We start from the raw sequence: 25,244 nt of genomic DNA on the forward strand, positions 1-25,244 counted from the left end.
GCCCAGCGCTGCCAAGCGGCGATCCATCTCCGGTCATTGCCAGTGATGGCGAGCACGCATCCTTGCGCATCGACATTCAGTACAGTGTCCACGAAATTCCCAACCTCGCAGGCATCCAGCCGCTAGCCGAAAACCAAGAGTTTCCCGTCATATTGGGGGCAACGGGATTTGTAGCGATCAACCCGAAAAGATACGTATCGGGCTGACTCGTGCGGATTTTTCGATTCGGGGGGAAGATCATGGGTAGCGCCAAGATATATCTGCAAAACAATACTGATTCCTATGCCGTGCTTTCGCTCTACCATTATAGTACGAACTATGGCTCGACGGGGATCACCCAGGGCAACGTGCCGCCCAAGGGCAAGATCGGACCCGTCACGGTCGACTGGGATACCGCGACGCCGGGCGATTTCTGGTATGCGTCGGTCGCTCCCTCGGGCGGCAGCCGTCCCGGTGTCTATGTCAGCAGCGTGCCCGACGATCCGTTGCTGCCCTATTGGAAGGAATGCATGCTGATCGGCGAGTGGGGGTTCAAGGATGACGGATCGTCACCGACCTTCACCGTCGACTGGGACAATTTCGCGATCAACCTCAATTCGGGAAATTGCGGCGCGAGCATGATTCGCACCGGCAATTACTCGACCATCCAGCATGTCTTCGTGCTGATGCTGGAGAACCATTCCTTCGACAACATGTTCGCCGCGCTCAACGGGACACCGGCGGCGAACAGCAACAGCTACATGGGGCAGACCTACACCGTCAGCGACACCTCGACCCCGACCGGCATGCCGACCGATCCCGGCCACGAGTTCAGCGACGTCCTCGAACAGCTCGGCGGTGAAAAGGCGACCTACACCCCACCCAATTATCCGACACCGCAGATGTCGGGATTTGCGGCGAATTACGCGACCAGCAATTCGGAGAAGACGGGCACGCCGACCGCCGACGAGATCGGTGACATCATGAAGTGCCTTGCCCCGGCGCAGGTTCCCGTCATCGCGCAGCTGGCCAATCGCTATGCGCTGTGCACCAACTGGTACTCGTCGCTGCCCGGTCCGACCTGGCCCAACCGCTTCTACGTCCACGGCGCCTCGTCGGCGTATCAGGACGGCGGCGGCTATACGAGCCTCGACGACAGCCCGTCAGGCACGCAGATTACCGCATGGGAGACGGTCAGCGGCTTCACCTATCGCAGCGGATCGATCTTCGACGCGCTCAACGCCCATGGCATCCCCTGGCGAATCTATCATGACGACACCCTCAACGTCGGGGGCTCGATTCCGCAGGTGACCGCGCTCAAGGGCATCTCGCTTGCTGATCCGCTGGCGGTGAAGAGCATCACCGCGTTCGCCAGCGACGTCGCCAGCGGCTATCCCTATCGTTACACCTTCATCGAGCCCAATTACGGCGACATCACCGGCAACACCTACAAGGGCGGCTCCTCACAGCATCCCGAGGACGACGTGTCGGGCGGCGAGAACCTGATCGCCGAGGTCGTCAATGCGATCGCCTCGTCGCCGCTCTGGCCCTACAGCATGCTGGTCATCACCTATGACGAGCATGGCGGCTTCTATGATTCGGTCGCACCCGGCGGCACTGTCCCACCCGACACGCAGGACAGCCCGGGGACCAACGGCTTCATCTTCAACCAGCTGGGCGTGCGCGTGCCGGCGGTGATCGTGTCGCCGATGGTGACGCGCGGAACAGACCCGACGCCGTACGACCACAGCTCGGTTCCGGCGACGCTCGAGCGATTGCTGGGATTCGGCCCGTTGACCGCGCGCGACGCGGCGGCGAACGATTTCCTGCACCTGCTGGGCGCCGACAGTGCCGAGGCGCGTCCGGCGCCGACGCTTGCCGCCGGACGCACCCCCATGCCGGTGTCGCCATCGGCCGTCGCCGAGCGCGCCGCGCTGATGACGGTGCCGATCCAGGAACAGGGCAATCTGCCCGGATTCCTGCACTGCGCGCGCAAGACCGACAAAGAGTTGTCCGCCGCGGCGCCGGTCACGACGATCGCGCCCGAGGAGCTCATCGCGCCGCTCCCCGCGCCTTCGGTAAGGTCGCCGATGCCTTCCTATGGCGAGGTGGACAGCTATTTCCGCAACGTCATGGCCCGGGTTCAGCAGCGGCGTGCCGGGCATGAGGCGGCTCTTCGCGCGCGTCTGGCGACGCCGGGCGGAAAGAGCCGCGACGCCTAGACTATTCGGGGCCGCGGCGGGCATGAAGCTCGCGGCCCCGCCATCTTGCTATGCGCCTGCGGCGCTACCCGATGGCTAGTTGAGACGAACGGATGAAGCAGGATCGACCTGAAGTCATCTTGCTCTACCGATCAGTTGAGGCCCCACATCGTAGCGCGATTGCGCGCCAGGTCCTTCATGAACGCGTCCAGCGCGGCCAGGCGGCGATCCATCTCCGATGCCGGAACGCCGTTCCACACCGCGTGGTCATAATTCCGGCGCGCCAGTTTCAGGTCGTCGCCCGCCTGAAAGCGCTCGGACATGTACAGGGTTTCGAGCAGCTCGGTGGGGCGTTCGCCCGCGCGCGATTTCACCAGAGCGTATTTGATGAGATATTCGGACATGATGCCGTCGTTGGATGTGCTGACCATGGTCGTCTCCCTCGCGTGAGAGATGGGGAACGGGGTGCGCCCGATCCAGAGGGCGGCAGCTGACAGGAGATGGGTATCGGGGAGGCAGGGGCCTGGCCGGAACGGCGCCTCGCGTCGCGGACGCGCCGGCCAGTGCGGTCGCCGAAGAAAACGGGGCCTGGCTGCAGTAGGAGATTGTACGTCAGGCGGCGTTGTGACAAGCCGGTACCGAAACCGCTGGCAATAGCTGCACAACCTGGAGATCCACATGGAACAGATGCCGGCAAATAGCGAGAAGTCCGCCAAGCGGAAATGGGTGGCGCCGGTATTGATCCGGTCCGAGGAAATTCAGAATGCGACCGCCAAGGACGCTGCGCTTTCTTTCGAGATCACTCTTAACAGCATCCCCTACAGCGCCGGCCCCAGCTAGAGCCAGCCCGTACGGTGCTCAACGCGCGCATCATCCGGTCGAGGTCCGCCGGGGACGCCGGGGCGCCGTCAAAGCGGACGATGCCGCACATTCCGCTCATGATGCTCGGTTCCCCAGGGGTTTGGCGCGTCCGGTCGTTAGCCGATAAATGCCGTATCGGGGACGATCATCGTTGAGCAACGAGTCAATGACACGCCAGCCGTCACAAGCCGCGCCGATGAGCCGGCGCCCCGGGGCCTGCATCATTCTTTCGCCACGAGCCGCCTTGCGAAATGGATCTCGACGGCGCGGCGGACGCTTTCGGCGATGCGGTCGCGGCCTTCGGGCGAATCGATGAAGGCGGCGTCCTTGGGGTTGGAGATATAGCCGGTCTCGAACAGGATCGACGGCATGTCGGGCGCCTTCAGCACCATCAGCGACGCCATGCGGTGGAAGTTGGGCTTCATCGGGATCAAGGGCTGGGCCTCTCGCCCGAGCAGCCGGGCGAAGCTGGCCGAGCTGTTCATCGTCTCGCGCTGGGTGAGGTCGATGAGGATCGAGGAGATATCGGCCGAGGTGGAGGCGAGGTTGACGCCCGCGATGATGTCCGCCTTGTTCTCGCGCGCTGCCAGCCTGGCGGATTCCTTGTCGGACGCGACCTCGGACAAGGTGTAGATGGTCGCGCCGGACGCGTCGCTGCTGTCCACGCTGTCGCAATGGATCGAGATGAACAGGCTCGCCTTCAGCTTGCGGGCGATGCCATAGCGTTCCTTCAGTACGAGGTACCGGTCGTCCTCGCGGGTCAGCGCGACGCGGACCCGGCCCGAGTGGAGCAGTTCGTCGCGGATCGCCCGGGCGATCCTCAGGGTCACGTCCTTTTCGCGGCGGCCGTCGACCGGCGAGATCGCGCCTGGATCGACGCCGCCATGGCCGGCATCGATCACCACCAGCGGGCGGCTGTCGTCATCGCCATAGACGCGCGGCAGCGCCAGGCTGCGGCGGGCCCTGGGGATGGGCACCGATACCTCATATTTGCGCGCCGGCGCGGCCCTCCCCATATCGAAGCTTGGCAGGAAGCGCAGGCGCCGGTCCGCCGTGGCGCGGGCGAAGCGGGCATCGTCGACGGTGCGCAGCGCGAGGGTCAGCTCGCGGCCATCAGCGCCGAAGCTCCCCTCCGTGACGATCGCCGGATGGTTGAGGTCGAACACGATGCGGAGTCCGTCCGCGCCGCGCGGCGACTGGCGCACCGCCGAGACCACGCCCTTTGCCCCGCTTGCCCGGACCGGCGAACCCGGCGTGGCGCCGGTGACGTCGACCGCGATCCGCTGGGGCCGGTTGAGCGTGAAGCTGGAGGCGTCGGCGACGCGCTGGTCAAAACGGATGACGATGCGGTCCCGCCGGATCTCGACCCGCTCGATCGTCGCGGCCCAGGCGGGGGCGCCGCCGAACCAGCAGGCCAGGAAAGCGAGAAGGAACGACACCGGTCGGTAATGCAGTTCCGGCAGGGCAATGGTCCAGCGAAAAGGCACGGGGCGGGATCCCATCGGGTACAAAACAACAACCCGCGGTGCAGGCGGGCACTCCTCCCATCATGGGTAGCAGAAAATGGCGGGTAACGAAATTTGACATGAAATTGCGGCGTACCCGGGGAGAAACGTCCCGGTTGCTGCGCGAGCACAGCGGTGCTAGGCATGAAATTGCACCGGCAAGCGCCTCTTCTGGCGTCTGTTCGGTCCCATGGCCGCACCGGATTTCTCGGTGGCGGCTCTTCAGGTTGACGTTCGCATGATGCATTTTTCCCGCCCCTCGCACCGCCCGGTTCATGCCGGCGGGATCGCGAGCGCGCGGGATGCCCAGGGCCAGATGCCGGGGCGTGGATCGCGAACAGAGGCATTTTTCGAAACCACACGCGGCACGGACAAGGGCGGCAATTCCGCCACCACGTCGCCGCATCACAATCGCGCGCGGCGGATGCCGCCAGGCCCCGGACCGCGCGCCCGGAGAACAATAAATGACCATGCGTATGCTGATCGACGCGCGGCACCGGGAAGAGACCCGGGTTGCCGTCGTCAAGGGGAACCGGATCGAGGAGTTTGATTTCGAGTCCGCCGAGCGCAAGCAGCTCAAGGGCAATATCTATCTAGCCAAGGTTACCCGTGTCGAACCGTCGCTCCAGGCGGCCTTCATCGATTACGGCGGCAACCGCCACGGCTTCCTCGCCTTTTCGGAAATCCACCCCGATTATTATCAGATCCCCAAGGAGGATCGCGACGCGCTGCTGCGCGAAGAGGCCGAGCATGCCGCCGAAGAGGCAGCATTGCGCGCCCAGATGGATGCCGAGGACGATCTTCACGAAGGTGAGGGTGAAGGCGAGGGCGATGACGGCTTCGAGCCCGATCCCGAATCGGTCGAGCGGTTCGAGGACGATGGCGGCGCCGACCCCGAGGTAAGCGCCGAGACCGAGAGCAGGGGCCGCGGCCGCCGCAAGCGCACCGCATCGGACGACGCGGTCGACGATCTGCGCGAGCGCCGCACCAACCTGCGCCATCGCTACAAGATCCAGGACGTGATCCGCCGCCGCCAGGTGCTGCTGGTCCAGGTCGTCAAGGAAGAGCGCGGCAACAAGGGCGCGGCGCTGACCACCTATCTGTCGCTCGCCGGCCGCTATTGCGTGCTGATGCCCAACACGTCGCATGGCGGCGGCATCAGCCGGAAGATCTCTAATGCGGGCGACCGCAAGCGCCTGAAGTCGATCATGGCGGACATGAAGCTGCCTCCGTCGATGGGCTGCATCGTGCGCACCGCGGGCCTCCAGCGCACCAAGGTCGAGATCAAGCGCGACTTCGACTATCTCGCCCGGCTGTGGGACGGCATTCGCGAGACCACATTGTCTTCGTCGGCACCCGCCCTGGTCTATGGCGACAGCGACCTGCTCAAGCGCGCGATCCGCGACATCTACAACCGCGACATCGACGAGGTGATCGTCGAGGGCGAGCAGGGCTATCGGCAGGCCAAGGAGTTCATGAAGCTCCTGATGCCGAGCCATGCCCGCAAGGTGAAGCATTATTCCGACCCGGTGCCGCTGTTCCAGCGCAGCCATGTCGAGGAACAGCTCGCCGCGATGTATCATCCGGTCGTCCAGCTGAAATCGGGCGGCTATCTGGTGATCAACCCGACCGAGGCTTTGGTCTCGATCGACATCAACTCCGGCCGTTCGACCCGCGAGCACAGCATCGAGCAGACTGCGACCGCGACCAACCTCGAGGCCGCGCACGAGATCGCCCGCCAGCTGCGTTTGCGCGACATGGCCGGCCTCGTCGTCATCGACTTCATCGACATGGACAATGGGTCCAACGTCCGGAAGGTCGAGAAGGCGATGAAGGAAGCGCTGAAGAACGATCGCGCCCGCATCCAGGTCGGCCGCATCTCCAGCTTCGGCCTGATGGAAATGAGCCGCCAGCGGCTGCGCACGGGCGTGCTCGAGGCTTCGACCCGCCAGTGCCCGCATTGCGAGGGCACCGGCCTGGTCCGCACCGCCTCGTCGGCCGGCCTGTCCGCGCTGCGCCTGATCGAGGACGAAGCCGCCCAGGGCCGCGGATCGCAGCTGCTGCTGCGCGCCAGCCAGGAAGCGGCCTTCTACCTGCTCAACCGCAAGCGCGCGGAACTGGCCGAGATCGAGGATCGCTATGGCGTGATGATCGAGGTCGCGCCGGACGGCGAGCAGGAGGGCGCGCGCATGTCGGTCGAGGTCTCCGGACCGCCGCCGGCACATGCGCCGCGCTTCGAAGCGCCGATCGAAGAGATCGAGGACGATATCGAAGAGGATATCGAGGACGAGATCGACGAGGTCGAGGACGAGGAAGAAGAGGAAGCGCCCCGCGAGGCACGCGCTCCCCGCGAGCCGCGCGAGCGTGGCGAGCGGTCGGAAAGCGACGAAGGCGGTTCGCGCCGTCGTCGCCGCCGTCGCGGTCGTCGCGGCCGCAATCGTCCCGAGGGCGAGGAGGGCGCTCCGCGCGCCGAAGGCGAACAGGGCGAGCCCGACGGCGATGCCGAGGCAGCCGATGAGGGCGCCGAGGAGAGTGGGGCCGAGGTCGCGGGCGAGCAGCCGGTAGCGGGCGAAGGTGATGGCGGGGCCGAAGGTCGTCGTCGTCGCGGACGCCGGGGCCGTCGCGGCGGTCGTCGCGGCGAGGGCGATCGGGCCGAGGGCGGCGAGTCCGCGCCGGTCGAGGCTGAAGCTGGTGAGGCTGAAGCCGTCGCCGAAGCACCGATAGCCGAAGAGGCACCGGCCGAGGTCGAGGCGCCCAAGAAGGGCCGCCGTCGTCCCAAGGCACGGGAAGCCGTTGAGCCGGTAGCGTCCGAGCCCGTCGTCGAGGCGGCGCCGGTCGTCGAAGCTCCCGCCGCCGAGGCGGAGGCCGCGCCGGCCAAGCCGAAGCGCGCACGCCGCAAGAAGGCGGACGCCGCTGAAGCCGAGGCGGTGGTTGCCGCGCCGGAGCCGGAGCCCGTCGTCGAGGCGGTCGAAGCGCCCGCCGAGGAAGCACCGGCCAAGCCGAAGCGCGCCCGCCGCGCCAAGGCGGCTGCGTCCGAAGCGGCGGCGCCCGAGTCGATCACCGAGGAGGCGCCTGCCGTTGCGCTCGTCGAGGACGGCGCGGCGCCGGCCGATGACGCCGCCGGTGGGATCGATCCCGATCCGGGCGAGGCGGGCTCGCCCCGTCGCGGCTGGTGGCAGCGGACGTTTGGGCAGTAACGACCCGCGCCTCTGACGAGGTATGGAGTGGATCAGCGCCGGCCGGGACTCGATGTCCCGGCCGGCGTTTCCTTTTGGGGAGAGCGTTGTGGAAGCGTGACTTCCCAAACTCCACCCGTCACCCCGGACTTGTTCCGGGGGCCATGGTTCCGCGAACGCAGCATCTGCGGCGCTTGCGGGACGATGGATGCCGGAACAAGTCCGGCATGACGAAGAGGGTCGATGGCGCCTCTGATCGTCGGAGTGCTTCCGTGGCAAGAAACACCACCTTCACCCGCCATTCACCCCTTCCCCCGCAGGGATCGCCCTAGTTCAATTGCCTGTGAGGGATTTCTCGGCGATATGTCGTGCATGAAGCGGCTCATCGCGCTGTTCGCGGTTTCCATCCTCCTCTGGGCGCAACCGGCCTTCGCGCAGTCGATCCTGCGCGATGCCGAGACCGAGGCCATGTTCAACGACATGTCGCGCGGGCTGATCCTCGCCGCGGGGCTGTCGCCCAACAATGTCCGCGTCGTCCTGATCAACGACGATTCGATCAACGCCTTCGTCGTCGGCGGGCAGACCGTCTATGTCCATTCGGGCCTGATCCAGGCGGCCGACAACGCCAATGAAGTGCAGGGCGTGATCGCGCACGAGCTGGGCCATATCGCCGACGGCCATGTCATCCTGCAGGGCGCCGGGACCAAGCCCGCGATCGGCATCACCATTCTCAGCATGGTCATCGGCATCGCGGCGATGGCGGCGGGCGCGGGCGATGCGGGCGCGGGCATCCTCGCCGCCGGGCAGACCGCGGCGATGGGCAAGTTCCTGGCCTTCACCCGGGTGCAGGAGGCGACGGCGGACGCCACCGGGGCGAAGTTCCTGCGCGAGGCCGGGGTCAGCGGGCGCGGCATGCTGAGCTTCTTCAAGAAGCTGCAGAACGAGGAATATTCCTATGGCCTCGCCAATATCGATCCCTTCGCGCAGAGCCACCCGCTGAGCGGCGCGCGCATCGCCAACCTGACCGGCGACGTCATGGCGTCACCCGCCTGGAACAAGCCGAACGACCCGGCGCTGGAAGACCGGTTCCGGCGGGTGAAGGCGAAGCTGCGCGGCTATGTCGCGACCTATCAGCAGACGCTGACTGAATTCCCCGAGAGCGACCAGTCCGCCTATGCGCATTATGCCCGGGCCTATGCGTGGCACAAGGCGGGCTATCCGGACAAGGCCGATGCCGAGGCGGAGGCGCTGGTGAAGGCGGCGCCGCACGACCCCTATTTCCTGGAGATCAAGGGACAGATCCTGCTCGAGGCGGGCAAGCCGACCGAGGCGCTGGCACCGCTGCGCGAGGCGACCGAGCGATCGGACAATTCCCCGCTGATCGCCACGACCTTCGGCCATGCGCTGATCGCCACCGAGAACAAGGCGAACTATCCCGAGGCGATCCGTGTGCTGCGCCAGGCGGTGGCGCGCGACGACGACAATCCCTTTGCCTGGTATCAGCTCGGCACTGCCTATTCCCGGACGGGTGACGAGCCGCGCGCGCTGCTGGCGACCGCCGAACAGGCGAGCCTGACCGGCGATGTCCGCACCGCCGCCTATGCCGCGCGGGGCGCGATGCAGGGCATCCCCCCCAACAGCAGCGACTGGATCCGCGCGCAGGACATCGCGATGACGTCGCAGAACGAAATGGACGACAACCCGAAAAAGTATAAGCGCCGATGATCGAACGCCTGTCGAAGAATCCGCTGGTGCTCGCCGGGCTGGCGCTGGTCGCGGCGTTGGTCGGCGCGGGCGCGTTCTGGCTGTTCCAGCTGGCCGCGCCGTCGTCGCTCGGCAGCGCGGACCAGGCGCGGGTCGAGCGCGTCGTGCGCGACTATGTGCGCGCCCATCCCGAGATCGTCTCCGAGGCGATTCAGCGGCTGCGCGACCGGGCGACGGGCAAGATCATCGACGCCAATGCGGACGCGATCCTGAAGCCGTTCGGCAGCGCCTGGGCCGGCAACCCCGATGGCGACGTCACCATCGTCGAATATTTCGATTATAATTGCGGCTATTGCCGCGCCAGCCTGCCCCATGTCGCGCAGCTCATCGCGTCGGACCCCAAGGTGAAAGTGGTTTATCGCGAGCTGCCGATCCTGGCCGAGACCAGCGCCGACGCCGCCAGGCTGAGCCTTGCCGCGGCCGACCAGGGCAAGTTCACCGCCTTTCACGACGCGCTCTACGCCGCCGGACAGGTGACGCCCGAGAGCATGACGGCGGCGGCGCGCAAGGCTGGCGTCGACCTGAAGCGCGCCGCCGCGTTCGCGCCGCGCGCCGATGCGGAGATCACCACCAACATCCAGGTGATGCGGCAGCTCGGCATGACCGGCACGCCGAGCTTCGTGATCGGCAACCGGGTGGTGTCCTCGGTCCTGTCGTTCGAGGACCTGAAAGAGGCCGTGGCCGCGGTCCGCGCCGACAGCTGAGTTTTCGCGGGCCGGTTGTCCCGCCCGGGGCGCGACCTTATTTGTCGCCCAACGAAAAGGGGCTTCATGGAAACCATCCTGTCCGTAAAGGGCGTCTCCAAGACCTATGCTTCAGGCCAGCGCGCCCTGGAACCGGTCGATCTCGATATCAACAAGGGCGAAATCTTCGCGCTGCTCGGGCCGAACGGCGCGGGCAAGACGACGCTCATCAGCATCATCTGCGGCATCGTCACGCCGTCCTCCGGCACCGTCACGGTGATGGGGCATGACGCGCTGACCGATTACCGCTCGGCACGCCGGCTGATCGGGCTGGTGCCGCAGGAATTGTCGGTCGACATGTTCGAGACGGTGCTGGCGACGGTGCGCTTCAGCCGCCGGTTGTTCGGCCGGCCGGGGCATGACGCCTATGTCGAGCAGGTGCTGCGCGACCTGTCGCTGTGGGACAAGCGCAAGGCCAAGATCATGGAGCTGTCGGGCGGCATGAAGCGCCGCGTGCTGATCGCCAAGGCATTGAGCCACGAGCCCGACATATTGTTCCTCGACGAGCCGACCGCGGGCGTCGACGTGTCGCTGCGCCGCGACATGTGGAAACTGATCCACCGGCTGCGCGAGAAGGGCACCACCATCATCCTCACCACCCACTATATCGACGAGGCGGAGGAGATGGCCGACCGGGTCGGCGTGATCGACAAGGGCAGGATCATCCTGGTCGAGCAGAAGGCCGAGCTGATGAAGCGACTGGGCAAGCGCCAGATGCTGATCTCGCTGCAGGAGAAGCTGGAGGCCGTTCCGCCGGCGCTGGGCGAATGGCAGGTCGAACTGGCCGACGAAGGCTGCAAGCTGCTCTACAATTTCAACGCCGAGGACGAGCATATCCCCGCGCTGCTGGCGAAGCTCGGCGAGCTCGGCATCGGCTACAAGGATCTGGAGACGCACAAGAGCTCGCTCGAGGACATCTTCGTCGACCTTGTCGAACACAAGCCGGTGGAGCAGGCGGCATGAGCGCGGCTGGAATCAACACGCACGGCATCTGGGCGATCTACCGCTTCGAGATGGCCCGGGCGCTGCGCACCCTGTGGCAGAGCCTGGTCACGCCGGTGATCACCACCTCGCTCTATTTCGTCGTGTTCGGCGGCGCGATCGGGTCGCGCATGCAGGAAGTGGGCGGGGTCGGTTATGGCAGCTTCATCGTGCCGGGGCTGATCATGCTGTCGCTGCTGACGCAGAGCATCTCCAATGCGTCGATCGGCATCTATTTCCCAAAATTCACCGGCACGATGTTCGAGCTGCTCTCGGCACCGGTCACCCCGATGGAGATGGTGGTGGGCTATGTCGGCGCGGCGGCGACCAAGTCGATCGTGCTGGGGCTGATCATCCTCGCGACGGCAGCGTTGTTCGTGCCGCTGCACATCGCGCACCCGCTGGCGATGCTGAGCTTCCTGGTGCTGACCAGCGTGACGTTCAGCCTGTTCGGCTTCATCATCGGCATCTGGGCCAAGGGCTTCGAGCAGTTGAGCTTCGTGCCAGCGCTGCTGATCACGCCGCTGACCTTTCTCGGCGGTGCCTTCTACTCGATCGACATGCTGCCCGAGCCGTGGCGGACGGTCAGCCTGTTCAACCCGGTCGTCTATCTGGTCAGCGGCTTCCGCTGGGCCTTTTTCGACAAGGGCGATGTGAGCGTGCTGGTCAGCCTGGGCGTGACGGCGTTGTTCCTGGTGGCGTGCCTCGTGCTGGTCGGGTGGATCTTCAGGACCGGGTGGCGGCTGAAGAACTGACCTTCTTGTTCCTCCCCGAGCTTGCTCGGGGAGGGGGACCGCGCGCTTCTTCAGCGCGTGGTGGAGGGGCTTGGAGCGCGGAAGCTCTGTCCCGCGCTCCAAGCCCCTCCACCATTTGCAGAAGGTGCAAATGGTCCCCCTCCCCGTTCCGGGGAGGAATCAGTCCGGGGAGGAACAAAAATCACATCACCGGCAGGGTCACCTTCGATCCGGCACAGACCTTCTGCGTCGCCTTCACGAAGTCCCCCGCTTTCGCGCGCATGATGTTCGGCACGAACTTTTGCGGGTTGCGGTCGAGCATCGGGAACCAGCTCGACTGGACCTGCACCATGATGCGGTGGCCCTTGAGGAAGACATGGTCGCGCTCGTGCAGCGGCACCTCCCACGCGACCACCTTGCCCGGCACCAGCGCTTCGGGCGCGGTGTCGCTGGTCAGGAAACGCCCGCGGCGGACGTCCATCGCGATCGGCAGCTGATAGCCGTTGAGCGACTTGGCATAGTCGCCCGACTGGAGCTGCTCGGGATTCTTGACATAAGTGTCGGGGAAGACGTCGATCAGCTTGACCACGAAATCGCTGTCGGTGCCGCTGGTCGACGCCATCAGCCTGGCCGCGACGGTGCCCGTGACGGTCAGGTCCTCGGTCAGGGGCGCGGTCATGTAGTTCAGCACGTCGGGCCGGCCGCCCAGGAAACGCTGATCGGCGGCTTCCCACCAGCGCCAGTCGGGGCTGAGATAGGTGCCCGACATCGGCCGCTGGCGGAACGGCACGGGGTTCGCGGGATCGGAGACATAATCGCGGCATGCCTCGTCGGCGGCGGGCGCGGTGAAGGAGAGCGAGCCGTCGGTGTGGAGGAACAGGTCCTTCGCCTTCGCGCCGGCGGCGGGCCACCCCTTGTAATCCTTCCATTTCCAGCTGCCGCTCTGGAAGCTCTTCACCCCGGCCTCGGGGCGCTTGCCCTTGCCATGGAGCCAATAGGCGAAGAACGGCGCCTCGATCTGTTCGAGGAACTGCTGGCCGCTCGGCACGCCGTAGGGGATCGGGCCGAGGGCGTCGTTGGGCGTGCGCCAGGTGCCGTGCGCCCAGGGCCCCGAGACCATCGAGACGAGGCCGTCCGGGTCGTTCTGCTTCTGCTTGAAATAGATCTGCCAGGAGCCCCAGGGATCCTCCTGATCCCAATAGCCCGCGACGTTGAGCGTCGGCACCGTCGCCTTGCCGAGCGAGTCGGTCCAGCGCTGATCGGTGTAGAAACTGTCGTGATTGGGATGGTCGAGCAGCGCGGTGAACATCGGCACCCGGCCCTTAAAATGGAGCTTGTCGATATTCTCGACCGGGCCGATCTTCAGAAACCAGTCGTACGTATCGTACATATCGTACTCGAACGCCTTGTTGTCGTTCTTGTCGATCTGCAGGCCGGACACCCAGTCAGTCGCATAGCTCAGGCGCAGCGCACCGTTGCGGTGGAGATCGTCGCTCATCCAGTAATCGATCCACGCCGCCTGCGGGCTGACCGCCTTCAGCGCCGGATGCGGATGCGCCAGCGCGACGGCGGCGGCGAAGCCGGGATAGGACACGCCGAACATGCCGACCTTGCCGTTATTGTCCGGCACGTTCTTCACCAGCCAGTCGATCGAATCCCAGGCGTCGGTCGCTTCGTCGATCGCCTTGGGATCGTTCGGGTGGACCGCGGTCGACAGAGTGAAGACGCCGTCCGACTTGAAGCGGCCGCGCATCGACTGCGAGACGAAGATATAGCCGTCCTTGTCGAGCGCCGCCCAGTTCTTCGGCACCGAGGCGGGCGCCGAGAGGTTCAGGCCGTACGGGGTGCGCGAGAACAGGATCGGCAGGGGACCGGTCTGGTTGCGCGGGCGCAGGATGACGGTCTGCATCTTCGCGCCGTCGCGCATCGGCACCATCACTTCCTCAAAGAGATAGGGTGATTGCGCGGCGGGGGCGGGGGCCGCCTGGGGGCGGGCGAACAGGGGTGTCGTCGCGCCGAGCAGCAGCGCAGCGCCGAAGGCGAGGGGCGCGCAGGTGGATTTCAAATGATGCACGAAAATCTCCGTCGCTGGATGGCCCGCAATCTGCGGCGAAGGGAAGGGAAGTCAATCACCGCGTGGGGATCGAACCGTCATGCCTGTTTGGCGGCTCGCTTCGCCAGGATGGCGGCGAGCGGGTTGGGTTTCGGCTCCCCGATCCTTTTGAGCGTGTTCTGGTCGCGGTGCGCGAAGGGCTCGGCGCGGCCGTGGACGGTGAGCACGGTATCGGTGACATAGCTGAAGCTGCCGTCCGGGTTGAAGGTGATCTCGATCCGGTAGCTGTCGGTGCGGAAGGCATATTCGAGAAAGGCGGTGGAGCAGATGCCGTTCTCGGTCTGGCCGCGCACCGAGGAGACGACAATGCTGTCCGCGTCCGCGGTCGACTGGCCCGAGGCGAGCGCGACCTGGCCGCGCGGGATCGCGACGGTCTGCAACACCATGCCGGTCGTCGGCTCCCACAGCCAGTAACCGACCTGGTCGTGGAAGGTGATGTCCTCCTCCTCGGTGGTGATGTGGATGTGATAGCGCAGGCCGTAGAGCAGCTGCGGCCCGTTCGCCTGCGGATCGATCGGATCGAAGCTGATCCGCTCGATGAACACGCGACGCTCGGGGCCGTCGGCCTTGGGGTTCAGATCGACGCCCTTGCGCGCCTGCCACCGCCCCGCCAGCCGCCGCAGCGGCCCGAGATTGGCGAGCGTATCGGGATCGACGTCGCTCGGTTCGGTGAAGACGTCTTCGGGGAAGATCATCGGCGTCCTTTCGGGAGCGAGGGCGAGAGAAAGACGTTTCTTCGCGCCGCGGCGACGGCGGCGCAAGGGGCCAGACAGCACGAATATTGAGACCGGAATGGCACTTATTGCCGACTGGGGGGTTTCAGTTCGCAATCGTATCAAACGATTAGAGTCTCAGGAGCGAATTATGAAGATCATCACCCTATGCAGCGCCGCGGCGCTCGCAGCCATTGGTTGCGCCCCGCTCGCGGTACAGGCGCAGGATTGGCGCGGCAGCAGCAACAGCGCATCGAACTGGGACCGCGACAGTTTCTGGCGCGGCGCGCCGGACAGCCCGCGCGAGCGTATCTCCTTCCTGCAGCGCCGGATCGATCGTGGCGTGGCCGATCGCAGCCTCGACCGTCGTGAGGCACGTCGCGCGCAATATCAGCTCAACACGATCCGAGCCGACCTGAACCGTGGCCGTCTGACACCGCAGCGTCGCGAGATGATCCTGACCCGGCTCGACGACCTCAGCCGCTCGCTGCGCTGGGCGCGCAACAACGACTATAACGGCTATGGCGGCGCGGTCGCGGTGCGTGACGACGATCGCCGCTTCGCGACCGATTATGACGCCTCGCGCTATTATCGCGACGATCCCCGTTATACCGAGCGCCGCCTGTCGTCGAACGACGAGGTCTATCGCGGTTCGGACGGTCGCTATTATTGCAAGCGCAACGACGGCACGACCGGCCTGATCGTCGGTGCGATCGGCGGCGGCATCCTGGGCAACGTCATCGATGGCGGACGCAACCGGGCAGCGGGCACGCTGATCGGCGGCGCGCTGGGCGCGCTTGCCGGCAAGTCGATCGACCAGAACAGCAGCGACGTGCGCTGCCGCTAAGGGCGACCGCCGCGACGTGATCGAGAAGGCTCCGCCGGTGTTCCGGCGGGGCCTTTTTCGCGACCTGCTTCAGGCCCGGCAAAAAAAGCCCGTCATGCCGCGCAGGACCGGCATGACGGGGAAGGGGCCGGGGGGACTTAGTTGCGGGCGACCGGGGCCTTGGCCGGCTGCTCGTTGCGCGCGATCTCGGGTGCCTTTGCTTCGCATTTGACGATCGGCGTGACGACGCCCTTGCCATGGGGCGCGCCCTGTTGCGCGAGCACGCACTGCTTCGCTGATTCGGCGCGGGGCGCGTCCGATACGGCGAGGGCGGGGACGGCGGCGCTCAGCAGCGCGGCGCCGAGAAGGGTACGGACAAGCATGGGCTATTCCTCGTAAATGAATGCGAGTATGCCCAATAGCCGGCTGGTCTTTTCTCGCCCGGCACCGGTCCGTGACAAATTGTTTCTGGCCGAGCTACGATCGTCGAAGCGATTGACCCTTACGGAACGGGTACTTACCTCGCACTGCAACATGACAATAATGCACCCCCGCCCAAGCCCCGAAGTCGCCCCCACCATCTTGCTGGTCGAAGACGATCCGGCGCTCCGCACGCTCTCGACCCGGGCGCTGCAGGAACATGGCTATATCGTCCGCCCGGCCTCGGCCGCGCCCGAGATGTGGCTGGCGCTGAAGGCGGGGCCGGTCGATCTGGTGCTGCTCGACATCATGCTGCCCGGCACCAGCGGCATCGATCTGTGCCGCCAACTGCGCAAGACCAGCGACGTGCCGATCATCTTCGTCAGCGCCAAGGGCAGCGAGACCGACCGCGTGATCGGGCTCGAGCTCGGCGCCGACGATTATCTCGCCAAGCCGTTCGGCACGCGCGAGCTCGCCGCCCGAGTCCGCGCCGTGCTGCGTCGTGGCGCGCTCGACCGGCGCAGCGGCGAACGCGAGCAGGGCATGCTCAGCTTCGACGGCTGGACGGTCAACCTGCCGCGCCGCGAATTGCTGTCGCCGGCGGGCTCGGTGGTCGAGCTGACCGGCGCCGAATTCGACCTGCTGACCAGTCTGCTCGACCATGCCGGCCGGGTCATCGCGCGCGAGCGGCTGATCGAATTGTCGCGCACCCGGCTGACCGACAGCTCGGACCGCAGCGTCGACGTGCTGGTCAGCCGGTTGCGGCGCAAGCTGACCCAGGGTGACAAGCCCGCCCCGATCGTGACGGTGCGCGGCGTCGGCTATATGTTGAATACGGGTGTCACGCGCAGTTGAGGCATTTCGTGCGCCCGTCGATCGGCCTGCTCGGGCGGATCGTCGCGATCCTGCTGCTGGTCGTCATCGTCGAGTTCACCGCCAGCACGATCCTTTATGAGCGCGCGAGCCATTTTTCGCTGAGCGGCGACCGGGCGCGGCGGCTGGCAGAGCATCTGGTGATCGCGCGTCGCCTCGTCGCCGAGCTGCCTGCCGTGGAACGTCCGGCGATGGCGGCCGAACTGTCGACCGATCATTACATGATGGCGTGGGAACGCAGCCGCCCGCCGCCCCCGCCGCTCGCCCCGTCGCTGGACAGCATGCGCAAGGAAGTGGTGGCCTGGGAGCCGACGCTCGGCCCGACCGACCTGCGGTTTCGCGTCGTCTCGCTCGGCAGCAGCTCGGTGGTGGTGGGCGGCGTGACTCTGCCCGACGGCAGCTGGCTGCATTTCCAGACGCTCAAACCGGTGCCCAATATCGATTTTGCGCCGAGCCGAATCCTCGTTGCCTCGTTGCTGGCGATCGCCGCGATGTTGCTGGGCGGCCTGCTGATCCGCCGCACCCTGCAGCCAATGCGCCAGCTGGCCGACGCGGCCGACCGGTTCGGCAGCCCCGATCAGGCGCAGGTGCCCGAAGCCGGCCCGGGCGAGGTGCGCCGCGTGATCGGCGCATTCAACCGCATGCAGGCCAGAATTCACCGCCTGATCGTCGATCGCACCCAGGCGCTGGCCGCCGTTGGACATGATCTGCGCACGCCGCTCGCCCGGCTGCGGCTGCGCGCCGACCGAGTCGTCGAGCCGGACCTGCGCGACACGATCCATGCCGACATCGCGGAGATGGAGGCGATGGTCTCCTCGCTGCTCGCTTTTCTCGGCGGCGATCAGGATGCCGAGAAGCCGGCGCTGATCGACCTGGCCGTGCTGTGCGCGACAATCGCCGACAATGCCGGAGATGTCGGCCAGGACGTGCGCTATGTCGGCCCCGATCACCTGGATGCGGTGATCCGGCCGTCGGCGATGCGCCGCGCGATCGGCAACCTCGTCGAGAACGGCCTGCATCACGGCCAGGCGGTGACGATCACGCTTGCCGGGCGGCGCGAGCACATCACGATCTGGGTCGACGACAATGGGCCGGGCATTCCGCAGGAATCGCTCGAGACTGTGCTCGAACCCTTTGTCCGGCTGGACAATGCGCGCCGCCGCGACACGGTCGGCTTCGGGCTGGGCCTGTCGATCGTGGTGAAGGCGATCGAGAATGAAGGCGGGACGCTCCGCCTGTCGAACCGGCGGGAAGGCGGCCTGCGCGCCGAAATCATTCTGCCGCTCGGGAGACATGATTCCTTACAGTGATGCGGCATCGCAGCAAAACTGCCCTCCTAGATACCCTGCCTAAGCCGCGCCCGACCTGTTGGGCCCGGCAGCAGGAGCCAAGCAGTGAACGACCTTATCGGCCGCGTCCTCAGTTTCGAGAAGCAGGTTTTCCCCAACCAGAGCGCCCTGTTCGCCAAGCTGGTCAATGACGGGCAGAGCCCCAAGGCCCTGATGATTTCCTGCGCGGATTCGCGCGTGGTGCCCGAGCAGATCATGCAGGCTGGCCCGGGCGACCTGTTCGTATGCCGCAACGCCGGCAATATCGTCCCGCCCTTTTCCAATCACACCGGCGGCGTCTCCTCGACCGTCGAATATGCCGTGATGGCGCTCGGCGTGCGCGACATCATCGTGTGCGGCCATTCGGACTGCGGCGCGATGAAGGCGCTGATGAACCCCGAAGGGCTCGAGCGCATGCCCAATGTCGCGGCGTGGCTGCGCCACAGCAATGCAGCGGCCAGCGTGGTCAATGAATGCTACCCACATATGGAGGATGCCGAGCGGGTCCGCACGGCCGCGCTGGAAAATGTCGTCGCGCAGATCGCGCATCTGCGCACGCACCCCTCGGTCGCCTCCGCGATCGCCCGGGGCGAAATGACCCTGCACGGCTGGTTCGTCGATATCCGCGAAGGCGCGATCCTGGCGCTTGACGGCACGACCGGCCGCTTCGCCACGGTGCGGGACGATCGTCCGTTGCCGGTCGCGCTGCCGGCGGCGCAGCGCCTCGCCAACGGCATCGAATATCTGGAGGCGGCGGAATGAAGATCGCCGGTTTCGACCTGCCCTCGTTCAGCACCGTCTCGCGTGATTTCACTGCTTCGATCGTCGTTTTCCTGGTCGCGATGCCGCTTTGCATGGGCATCGCGGTCGCCTCCGGCGTGCCGCCCGAAAGAGGCCTGATCACCGGCATCATCGGCGGTGTCGTGGTCGGCTTCCTGGCGGGCTCGCCGCTGCAGGTCAGCGGCCCCGCCGCCGGCCTTGCCGTCATCGTGTTCGAGCTGGTGCGCGACAAGGGATTGTCCGCGCTGGGCCCGATCCTGATCCTCGCCGGCATCATCCAGGTGATCGCCGGCATCGCGAAGCTGGGCGGCTGGTTCCGCGCCATCTCGCCCGCCGTGGTGCATGGCATGCTGGCGGGCATCGGCGTGCTGATCGTGGTCGGCCAGTTCCATGTGCTGTTCGACGCGACCCCGCTGTCGAGCGGCCTCGCCAATATCGCCGCGATGCCGGGACGGGTGCTCGGCCTGTCGATGGACGTGTCGGGCGTCGAGCGCGCCTTTGCGATCGGCCTGCTGACGATCGGTACCATGCTGGGGTGGGAACGCTTCCGTCCCGCCGCGCTGAAGCAGGTGCCGGGCGCGCTGGTCGGCGTCGTGGCCGGCACCCTGGCCGCGTTCACGCTTGGCCTCGACGTGACTCGCGTCAACGTGCCGCAATCGATCGCCTCGGCGATCGCGCTGCCGGGCCCGGATCTGCTGCAGAAGTGGATGGACCCGTCGGTCTTGGTCGCGGCGCTCGCCATCGCCTTTATCGCCAGCGCAGAAACATTGCTGTCGGCCGCCGCGGTCGACAAGATGCATGACGGCGTTCGCACCAACTATAACAAGGAACTGCGTGCCCAAGGCATCGGCAACCTGTTGTGCGGTTTCGCCGGCGCCTTGCCGATGACCGGCGTGATCGTGCGCAGCTCCGCCAACGTCCAGGCAGGCGCCACGACGCGCCTGTCGACGATCCTGCACGGCGCGTGGATCCTCGGCTTCGTAGCGCTGTTGCCCTGGCTGCTGCGCGAGATCCCGATGGCAGCGCTCGGCGCCGTTCTGGTGGTGACCGGCTGGCGCCTGGTCAGCATCGCGCATGTCCGTCATTTGTTCGGCAATTACGGCGTGCTGCCGGCCGCGATCTGGGCGATCACGCTGATCCTGGTCGTGGTCGAGGATCTGCTGACCGGCGTGCTGGTCGGCATCGGGCTCTCGCTGCTCGAGCTGATCCCGCATGTCCGGCGCCTGCGCCTGAAGGTCGCGTCGCACGACGACGATCAGGGCAGGGCGGTCCAGCTTTCGGGCAGCGCGACCTTCGTTACCCTGCCCAAGCTCTCCGATGCGCTGGAGGAGCTGCCGCAGGGCCAGAAGGTACGGCTCGACATGTCGCGGCTGGCGACGATCGACCATACGTGCGCCGAACTGCTCAAGGATTGGCTCAGCCGTCGTCGCGCGTCCGGGCACCCCGTCGAGCTTATCGGCGCGCCGTCCAAGCTGGCGGCTGCCGCGCACTAGAGGCCGACTCTCCCCACCGTCGGCCTTTGGCGGCCCTCTTCCTCCCCTCGGGCGAGGAAGGGGGCCGTTCGCTCGTTGGGGACGGGCGTCGCAAGCAACACTTCGTTACGAAGCGGCAACCTAGGCAAACAAGCGCCTCGCTAGAAACATTCCTGCCCGGGCCGACCCTTTCCTACCCCGTTCCGCCGGGGGGCGAGAGAAGCGGCGGTCCCGGCCGCAGGAGGGACCCTATCCTAACAAAGGGGTGTCCCATGAAAACTCTCTATGTCCTTGGCGCGGCCATGATGACCATCGCCGCACTGCCTGCCGCCGCGCAGGACACCGCGCCGCCACCACCCGTCACGGTTTCCGGCAGCGTCGCGCTCGTTTCCGATTATCGCTTCCGCGGCGTATCCCAGTCCGACAAGGAAATGGCGATCCAGGGCGGCATCACCGTCTCGCACGAGAGCGGCTTCTATGCGGGCGTCTGGGGATCGAACCTGGCCGGCTGGGGCACGTTCGGCGGCTCCAACATGGAGCTCGACCTGATCGGCGGTTACAAGCGCTCGTTCGGCGGCGCGACGGTCGATGTCGGCCTGACCTGGTACATGTATCCGGGCGGCGCCGACCTGACCGATTTCGCCGAGCCTTATGTGAAGGTCAGCGGCACGGCCGGTCCGGTCACCCTGCTGGCGGGCGTGGCCTATGCCCCCAAGCAGAAGGCACTGGGCAACTTTTCCAACACGCCGCAAAGCGCCGGGCAGAGCGAGGACAATTTCTACATCTGGGGCGACGCGAGTGCGGGCATCCCGAGCACGCCGATCACCGTGAAGGCGCATGTCGGCTATTCCGACGGCAATCCCGGCCTGGGCCCAAACGGCACCAGCGTGGCGCCGACCGGCAAATATGTCGACTGGCTGCTGGGCGTCGATTACGTGCTCGGCCCGGTCACGCTCGGCGCGGCCTATGTCGATACCGATATCAGCACTGCCGAGGCGGCTTATCTTCAGCCGAACTTCTCGAGCACGAAGGACGGCTCGTCGATCGCGAGCAGCCGGCTCGTGGTGTCGGTAACGGCGGCGTTCTGAGCAATCAGGTCGGCCCCTTCCCCGAAGGGAAGGGGCCGACCAATTCGACTAATCCCGCAGCTTGCCGAACAGCGGCTTGGGTTGCGCCCCGGCACCCGCATAGCTCGCCTTCTGCTGGAGCAGCCAGGAGAAGTCCGCGGTCAGCTGACCGGATTTCGTGCCGGTGCCGCTCGTGGGATCCCAGCTGGTCCAGATGCCCGCCGAGCTGTGGCAGCCAGTGCAGCTTTCGGTGATGAAGGACAGGGTGTTGACCCCCGGCGTGACGGGCTTGCCGAGATTGTTCAGCGCCGAGTTCCACACCGGCGGTTCCACCGCGCTACCATCCGGGCAGTTGACGCCGTTCGGCAGCTCTTCGCTGTTGCACGCCGCCTGATTGCCCTTCTGGAAATAGGTTTCCATCGTGATGTTGGTGAGGAAGGTCGGGGTCGGATGACCGCCGGGCTTGTTGGTCACCGCGCCGGGCAGGCCGGCGTCCCACGCGGTCGGCGGCGCACTCGGGTCGGTCGGCCACTGCGTGTCGATCAGCTGATAATATTGCCAGACGCTGCCCAGTTTCTTCAGCGCCGCCTGCGCCTGGGCATTCAGTGCCACCTTGTCCCCTGGGATGGGGATGGCGCGCCATGCCTGAGTCGGGATGCGCGGGTAGACGCCGTTCACCTTGACCGGCAGCTGGTTGACCGCGCAGCCGGGGCAGTTGGTGTCGACGAAGGACGGCTTCAGCGTCGGATGCGCGACCGGATCGACATCGAGATTGTCGATCTGCTCGAAGGTCGACCAGATCCATTGCGGCGAGGTCGAGCTCTTGTGGCCGATATGCATGCCGACCAGGCCGACCGTCACCTTGCGCTCGACCTGGGCACCGTCAGGCCCCTGGTCGATCACCACGGCGGGTTGGGTGTGGAAGCGGCTGAAATCGTCGCTGCCCTTTTTCAGGATGCGCCAGGCGAATTTCAGCTCGGTCGATCCGGTCCAGTCCTTGTCGGGGGTGCCGAACGGCATCTGCACCTTGCCGCCGGCCTGGCTGAAGGCGACCTGGCCGTTGATGTTGTAGAGGCTGTTGGCGCAGAGATAGTCGACCTCGTTCGGGTCGATCATGATCTCGTAATAGACGAATTCGCCATTCTGATCGATCAGCGGGCCGGAAAAGGCCTGGTCGATCTCGCTGAGGTTGGACGCGTTGAGTTCGCCCACCGCGGACACCACGCCGAGGAAGCGGGTAAGGCGGGGATCGGCGCCGGAGGTCGCCTGAGCCGAAAAGGCCTTCAGCCCGCGGCTCACCGGCTTGCTCAGGTCGCGGCGCAGCACCAGCGTGCGCGCGGCGGCCTTGGAGGCGCAGGCGGCCGGCTTCGCGCCGTCAGGCTGGAAGATCGCATTGGAAGTCTGCCACAAGGTCCAGTGCGGCGCGCCGAAACTGGTGTCGGTCAGCTTGGGCGCTGCCTTGCCCTCGTTATCGGTGGGCCAGTTCAGCGCCAGGAACATCTGCCAGGAATAAAGGTCGAACTCGCGCTGGACCTGGGCGAACTTCTTCTCGCCTTCGAGTTTCTTCTTGAGTGCGATATCCACGTCGCCCGGGAATTGCGCGGTCACGTCCGGCGCGAAATCCGGGAAAGCGGCAAGATAGGACGGCCCGGCCGGCTTGTCCGGCTTCGTCGTGCAGGCGGCCAGCAGCCCGATGCCCGCGATCGTGGCCACCACGACGGCGGCACCGCGCCGGCCGATACGGCGCCCCTTGATCAAGTCTCTCATCATCGTCCCCTATGCGATTTCTGGTTCGAAATTGGGCGACGATTACGCGGTCGCCGGCGTCGCGCGGCCTGCAGCACAAGGCAGGGGCGCGGTGCCGGGACGATATGCCCGGGGGACGTTTATGCAATCGGAGACGAAATCGTTTCGGTGGCAACCCGAATCGGGGAGGCGGTCAGAGCGCGCCCGGCCGGACGATGCTCATCATCCCGCCGGACCCGAGCACGACCACCCAGTCGAGCGCGCGCAGGTCCTTGCCCGCGGTGCAATGCACGATCCAGGCATGATGCCCCTCGACCGGCGCCTGCACGGCCGACCCGGTCACCGCCGGGCATTCGCCGCCCGCATCCTTGATCGCCTTGAGCAGCACGGCATCGCGCTGCTTGTCGGTCAGCGCGTTGATGCGATCGGCATAATAATCCTTCTCGGCCGCCTTCACCGGTGCGGCCGGGGCGGCGGCGCCATTGTCCGGCGCCGGGGCGGAGGCCTGATCGCACCCGCCGAGCACGAGCAGGGTGAGCGCTGAGGCAAGTGCTGCGGTCTTCATCGATGCGAACTCCGATTGGCGTGACCCGGTTTGCCACAGGCGCTCCACCCGATCCAGAGTGCGGCGCCGGTCAGAAGGTCACCCGCCCTCCCAGCGAGAACACCAGGGCATGCGCATTGCGCAACTCGCCCGAAGTGAGCACCGGAGTCTGCGCCGCCGTGCCGACATAGGCCGCGGTGACGCGATCGATGCTCTGATCCTCGAAGTCGACATAATTGGCGCCGGCATCGATGGTGAAACGCGAGGTGAGCTTGTAGCTGCCGCCCGCGCCGAAGTTCCAGCGGTTCGAATCCGGCACGCGCGCATCGCGCTGGCCATTCTGGGTCGGGGTCTGGCCGCGCTGGACGCCTGCGCGCAGGGTGAGGCGGGAGGTCGCGTCATAATCGACGCCGCCCGCAACGCTCAGGCTGTTGCGATACAGCTCGGGGATCACGGCGTTGACCGGCGCCCCGAGGCGAATCGCGTCGAAATCGGCCCAGGTGAAGCGCGTCGCCTGGGCGTTGAGAGTCAGCTTCGGAGCGACCTTCACCCGGGCGCCGACGATGATCTGCGCAGGGGTGTCGAAGCGCGCTTCGATGCCGGAGAGCGACATGTTCGATCCCGCCAGCGGGCCGACCAGCCCGTCGATCGTCAGATCGCCTTTCAGTCTGTGCTTGATGCCCGACTTGTAGGCGATGCCGACCGTGATGACATCATTGTGGAGCTGTACGCCGGCGCTCCACCCCAGGTCCCAGCCATGGCCCTTGAGTTGCTGGTGCCCGTCCGGCAGCGAGGCGAGCACATTGGGCAGGGCGTTGCTGAGAAAGGCATCGGTATATTCGACGTTGAGCCCGGCACCGACGCGGAGCCAGTCGGTCACCGCCACCGCGACGGACGGCTGGATGTCGATGGTCAGCAGCTTCGTGCGGTCCGCCGAATAGCGCGCCCAGCTGTCGGCATCGTAATCGGTGGTGAAGCTGTAGGGTGACGTGACCGCCAGGCCGAACGCGACGCGGTCGTTGAGTGGAATCGCGATGGCACCCGAGGGCAGGATCCCGTTGGTGATCGGGTTGCGCGAGCGCTGCTGGCCGCCGACCGGCGCGAAGGGCTGGCCGGGGCGCCCGATCAGCGTGCCGGTGTCGACGACCTCGCCGCGCGGCAGGATCGCGGCGACGGCAAGCGCCGCCTCGGCATCGGTCGAGCCGGCAATCGCGGCGGGGTTCCACCATAGCGACTGGGCGCCGGTATCGGCGACTTCGCCCGAGAAGGCGCGGCCCGCGCCGCGCGCCGATTGCTCCTGCAGGTAGAAAGCCTGGGCATGCGCCGTGCCGGCAAAGGCGAAAAGCGAGGCGGCAGTGGAGGCGGCGGCGAGGGAAGTCTTGAGGTACGACATGGCATCAATCCTGTAAGCAATACGC

Annotated in this window: 21 protein-coding genes; 13 read left to right on the forward strand and 8 right to left on the reverse strand. The window is 66.3% G+C overall.

Annotation, left to right across the window (positions count from 1 at the left end):
• The first annotated feature begins 239 nt into the window (after positions 1-239).
• Positions 240-2,201 carry an alkaline phosphatase family protein gene (locus tag ACZ1I2_RS08710; RefSeq protein WP_465174390.1) on the forward strand — a complete coding sequence of 654 codons (1,962 nt, stop codon included), beginning with the start codon at positions 240-242 and terminating at the stop codon, positions 2,199-2,201.
• Positions 2,202-2,332: 131 nt separating this feature from the next.
• Here ACZ1I2_RS08710 and ACZ1I2_RS08715 read toward each other — a convergent pair whose 3' ends face one another.
• Entirely contained in the window at positions 2,333-2,611 is a 279-nt protein-coding gene (locus ACZ1I2_RS08715) for a hypothetical protein (protein WP_465174389.1), read from the reverse strand.
• A gap of 247 nt (positions 2,612-2,858) precedes the next feature.
• Between ACZ1I2_RS08715 and ACZ1I2_RS08720 the strand changes: the two genes are divergently transcribed.
• The gene (locus tag ACZ1I2_RS08720; protein WP_465174388.1) at positions 2,859-3,020 is read left to right on the forward strand and encodes a hypothetical protein; all 162 of its coding nucleotides are present in this window, start codon (positions 2,859-2,861) and stop codon (positions 3,018-3,020) included.
• 242 nt (positions 3,021-3,262) lie between these two features.
• On the opposite strand, the gene ACZ1I2_RS08725 is transcribed toward ACZ1I2_RS08720, so the two are convergent.
• Positions 3,263-4,480, reverse strand: a complete 1,218-nt coding sequence (locus ACZ1I2_RS08725) for an N-acetylmuramoyl-L-alanine amidase (protein WP_465177166.1) — start codon at positions 4,478-4,480, stop codon at positions 3,263-3,265.
• Between the two features lie 530 nt (positions 4,481-5,010).
• On the opposite strand from ACZ1I2_RS08725, the gene ACZ1I2_RS08730 reads away from it, so the two are divergent.
• The 5 genes from ACZ1I2_RS08730 to ACZ1I2_RS08750 all read left to right on the forward strand — a co-directional run bounded on the left by ACZ1I2_RS08730 (position 5,011) and on the right by ACZ1I2_RS08750 (position 11,965).
• Positions 5,011-7,743 (forward strand): Rne/Rng family ribonuclease, encoded by a 2,733-nt coding sequence (locus ACZ1I2_RS08730; RefSeq protein WP_465174387.1) that lies wholly within the window; start codon positions 5,011-5,013, stop codon positions 7,741-7,743.
• Between the two features lie 351 nt (positions 7,744-8,094).
• Entirely contained in the window at positions 8,095-9,447 is a 1,353-nt protein-coding gene (locus ACZ1I2_RS08735; RefSeq protein WP_465170074.1) for a M48 family metalloprotease, read from the forward strand.
• Complete coding sequence (locus ACZ1I2_RS08740; RefSeq protein ID WP_465174386.1) at positions 9,444-10,190, forward strand: DsbA family protein; 747 nt, start codon at positions 9,444-9,446, stop codon at positions 10,188-10,190. Before ACZ1I2_RS08735 ends, ACZ1I2_RS08740 begins: the two co-directional genes overlap by 4 nt.
• A 66-nt stretch (positions 10,191-10,256) precedes the next feature.
• Positions 10,257-11,192: an ABC transporter ATP-binding protein gene (locus ACZ1I2_RS08745; RefSeq protein ID WP_465174385.1), complete on the forward strand. Its 936-nt coding sequence runs from the start codon at positions 10,257-10,259 to the stop codon at positions 11,190-11,192.
• Entirely contained in the window at positions 11,189-11,965 is a 777-nt protein-coding gene (locus ACZ1I2_RS08750; protein ID WP_465170071.1) for an ABC transporter permease, read from the forward strand. The genes ACZ1I2_RS08745 and ACZ1I2_RS08750 overlap by 4 nt, the downstream gene beginning before the upstream one ends.
• A 181-nt stretch (positions 11,966-12,146) precedes the next feature.
• Here the strand turns inward: ACZ1I2_RS08750 and ACZ1I2_RS08755 are convergent, their stop codons facing one another.
• Complete coding sequence (locus ACZ1I2_RS08755) at positions 12,147-14,018, reverse strand: CocE/NonD family hydrolase (RefSeq protein WP_465174384.1); 1,872 nt, start codon at positions 14,016-14,018, stop codon at positions 12,147-12,149.
• A 77-nt stretch (positions 14,019-14,095) separates the two neighbouring features.
• Positions 14,096-14,752, reverse strand: a complete 657-nt coding sequence (locus ACZ1I2_RS08760) for an FABP family protein (RefSeq protein WP_465174383.1) — start codon at positions 14,750-14,752, stop codon at positions 14,096-14,098.
• 469 nt (positions 14,753-15,221) lie between these two features.
• Between ACZ1I2_RS08760 and ACZ1I2_RS08765 the strand changes: the two genes are divergently transcribed.
• A complete protein-coding gene (locus ACZ1I2_RS08765; protein WP_465173980.1) occupies positions 15,222-15,617 on the forward strand; it encodes a glycine zipper 2TM domain-containing protein in 396 nt (131 codons plus the stop codon).
• Positions 15,618-15,754: 137 nt separating this feature from the next.
• Here the strand turns inward: ACZ1I2_RS08765 and ACZ1I2_RS08770 are convergent, their stop codons facing one another.
• On the reverse strand, positions 15,755-15,979 hold the full coding sequence (locus ACZ1I2_RS08770) for a hypothetical protein (protein WP_465174382.1): 225 nt from the start codon (positions 15,977-15,979) through the stop codon (positions 15,755-15,757).
• A gap of 160 nt (positions 15,980-16,139) precedes the next feature.
• Here ACZ1I2_RS08770 and ACZ1I2_RS08775 point away from each other — a divergent pair, with 160 nt between their 5' ends.
• The 5 genes from ACZ1I2_RS08775 to ACZ1I2_RS08795 all read left to right on the forward strand — a co-directional run bounded on the left by ACZ1I2_RS08775 (position 16,140) and on the right by ACZ1I2_RS08795 (position 21,557).
• A complete protein-coding gene (locus ACZ1I2_RS08775) occupies positions 16,140-16,871 on the forward strand; it encodes a response regulator transcription factor (RefSeq protein WP_465170067.1) in 732 nt (243 codons plus the stop codon).
• Entirely contained in the window at positions 16,868-18,199 is a 1,332-nt protein-coding gene (locus tag ACZ1I2_RS08780) for an ATP-binding protein (protein WP_465174381.1), read from the forward strand. The genes ACZ1I2_RS08775 and ACZ1I2_RS08780 overlap by 4 nt, the downstream gene beginning before the upstream one ends.
• Positions 18,200-18,283: 84 nt before the next feature.
• Positions 18,284-18,979, forward strand: coding sequence for a carbonic anhydrase (locus ACZ1I2_RS08785; RefSeq protein ID WP_465174380.1), 696 nt, complete (start codon positions 18,284-18,286; stop codon positions 18,977-18,979).
• The gene (locus tag ACZ1I2_RS08790; RefSeq protein ID WP_465174379.1) at positions 18,976-20,490 is read left to right on the forward strand and encodes a SulP family inorganic anion transporter; all 1,515 of its coding nucleotides are present in this window, start codon (positions 18,976-18,978) and stop codon (positions 20,488-20,490) included. Before ACZ1I2_RS08785 ends, ACZ1I2_RS08790 begins: the two co-directional genes overlap by 4 nt.
• Before the next feature lie 251 nt (positions 20,491-20,741).
• Complete coding sequence (locus ACZ1I2_RS08795; protein WP_465170063.1) at positions 20,742-21,557, forward strand: TorF family putative porin; 816 nt, start codon at positions 20,742-20,744, stop codon at positions 21,555-21,557.
• Between the two features lie 48 nt (positions 21,558-21,605).
• Here ACZ1I2_RS08795 and ACZ1I2_RS08800 read toward each other — a convergent pair whose 3' ends face one another.
• From ACZ1I2_RS08800 to ACZ1I2_RS08810, 3 genes are all read right to left on the reverse strand, one after another.
• Positions 21,606-23,303 carry a hypothetical protein gene (locus tag ACZ1I2_RS08800; protein WP_465174378.1) on the reverse strand — a complete coding sequence of 566 codons (1,698 nt, stop codon included), beginning with the start codon at positions 23,301-23,303 and terminating at the stop codon, positions 21,606-21,608.
• Between the two features lie 172 nt (positions 23,304-23,475).
• Positions 23,476-23,847, reverse strand: coding sequence for a hypothetical protein (locus tag ACZ1I2_RS08805; RefSeq protein ID WP_465170061.1), 372 nt, complete (start codon positions 23,845-23,847; stop codon positions 23,476-23,478).
• A 70-nt stretch (positions 23,848-23,917) separates the two neighbouring features.
• Positions 23,918-25,219: an OmpP1/FadL family transporter gene (locus ACZ1I2_RS08810; protein ID WP_465174377.1), complete on the reverse strand. Its 1,302-nt coding sequence runs from the start codon at positions 25,217-25,219 to the stop codon at positions 23,918-23,920.
• Between the last annotated feature and the right edge of the window lie 25 nt (positions 25,220-25,244).

The organism is Sphingomonas sp. BL-S-29, from assembly GCF_055521495.1.

What these genes read in the sequence shown, in the direction of transcription:
- ACZ1I2_RS08710 (WP_465174390.1), top strand. Translation starts at nt 240, where the DNA reads ATGGGTAGCGCCAAGATATATCTGCAAAACAATACTGATTCCTATGCC.
- ACZ1I2_RS08715 (WP_465174389.1), bottom strand. Translation starts at nt 2,611, where the DNA reads ATGGTCAGCACATCCAACGACGGCATCATGTCCGAATATCTCATCAAA.
- ACZ1I2_RS08720 (WP_465174388.1), top strand. Translation starts at nt 2,859, where the DNA reads ATGGAACAGATGCCGGCAAATAGCGAGAAGTCCGCCAAGCGGAAATGG.
- ACZ1I2_RS08730 (WP_465174387.1), top strand. Translation starts at nt 5,011, where the DNA reads ATGACCATGCGTATGCTGATCGACGCGCGGCACCGGGAAGAGACCCGG.
- ACZ1I2_RS08735 (WP_465170074.1), top strand. Translation starts at nt 8,095, where the DNA reads ATGAAGCGGCTCATCGCGCTGTTCGCGGTTTCCATCCTCCTCTGGGCG.
- ACZ1I2_RS08740 (WP_465174386.1), top strand. Translation starts at nt 9,444, where the DNA reads ATGATCGAACGCCTGTCGAAGAATCCGCTGGTGCTCGCCGGGCTGGCG.
- ACZ1I2_RS08745 (WP_465174385.1), top strand. Translation starts at nt 10,257, where the DNA reads ATGGAAACCATCCTGTCCGTAAAGGGCGTCTCCAAGACCTATGCTTCA.
- ACZ1I2_RS08750 (WP_465170071.1), top strand. Translation starts at nt 11,189, where the DNA reads ATGAGCGCGGCTGGAATCAACACGCACGGCATCTGGGCGATCTACCGC.
- ACZ1I2_RS08760 (WP_465174383.1), bottom strand. Translation starts at nt 14,752, where the DNA reads ATGATCTTCCCCGAAGACGTCTTCACCGAACCGAGCGACGTCGATCCC.
- ACZ1I2_RS08765 (WP_465173980.1), top strand. Translation starts at nt 15,222, where the DNA reads ATGATCCTGACCCGGCTCGACGACCTCAGCCGCTCGCTGCGCTGGGCG.
- ACZ1I2_RS08770 (WP_465174382.1), bottom strand. Translation starts at nt 15,979, where the DNA reads ATGCTTGTCCGTACCCTTCTCGGCGCCGCGCTGCTGAGCGCCGCCGTC.
- ACZ1I2_RS08775 (WP_465170067.1), top strand. Translation starts at nt 16,140, where the DNA reads ATGCACCCCCGCCCAAGCCCCGAAGTCGCCCCCACCATCTTGCTGGTC.
- ACZ1I2_RS08790 (WP_465174379.1), top strand. Translation starts at nt 18,976, where the DNA reads ATGAAGATCGCCGGTTTCGACCTGCCCTCGTTCAGCACCGTCTCGCGT.
- ACZ1I2_RS08795 (WP_465170063.1), top strand. Translation starts at nt 20,742, where the DNA reads ATGAAAACTCTCTATGTCCTTGGCGCGGCCATGATGACCATCGCCGCA.
- ACZ1I2_RS08800 (WP_465174378.1), bottom strand. Translation starts at nt 23,303, where the DNA reads ATGAGAGACTTGATCAAGGGGCGCCGTATCGGCCGGCGCGGTGCCGCC.
- ACZ1I2_RS08805 (WP_465170061.1), bottom strand. Translation starts at nt 23,847, where the DNA reads ATGAAGACCGCAGCACTTGCCTCAGCGCTCACCCTGCTCGTGCTCGGC.
- ACZ1I2_RS08810 (WP_465174377.1), bottom strand. Translation starts at nt 25,219, where the DNA reads ATGTCGTACCTCAAGACTTCCCTCGCCGCCGCCTCCACTGCCGCCTCG.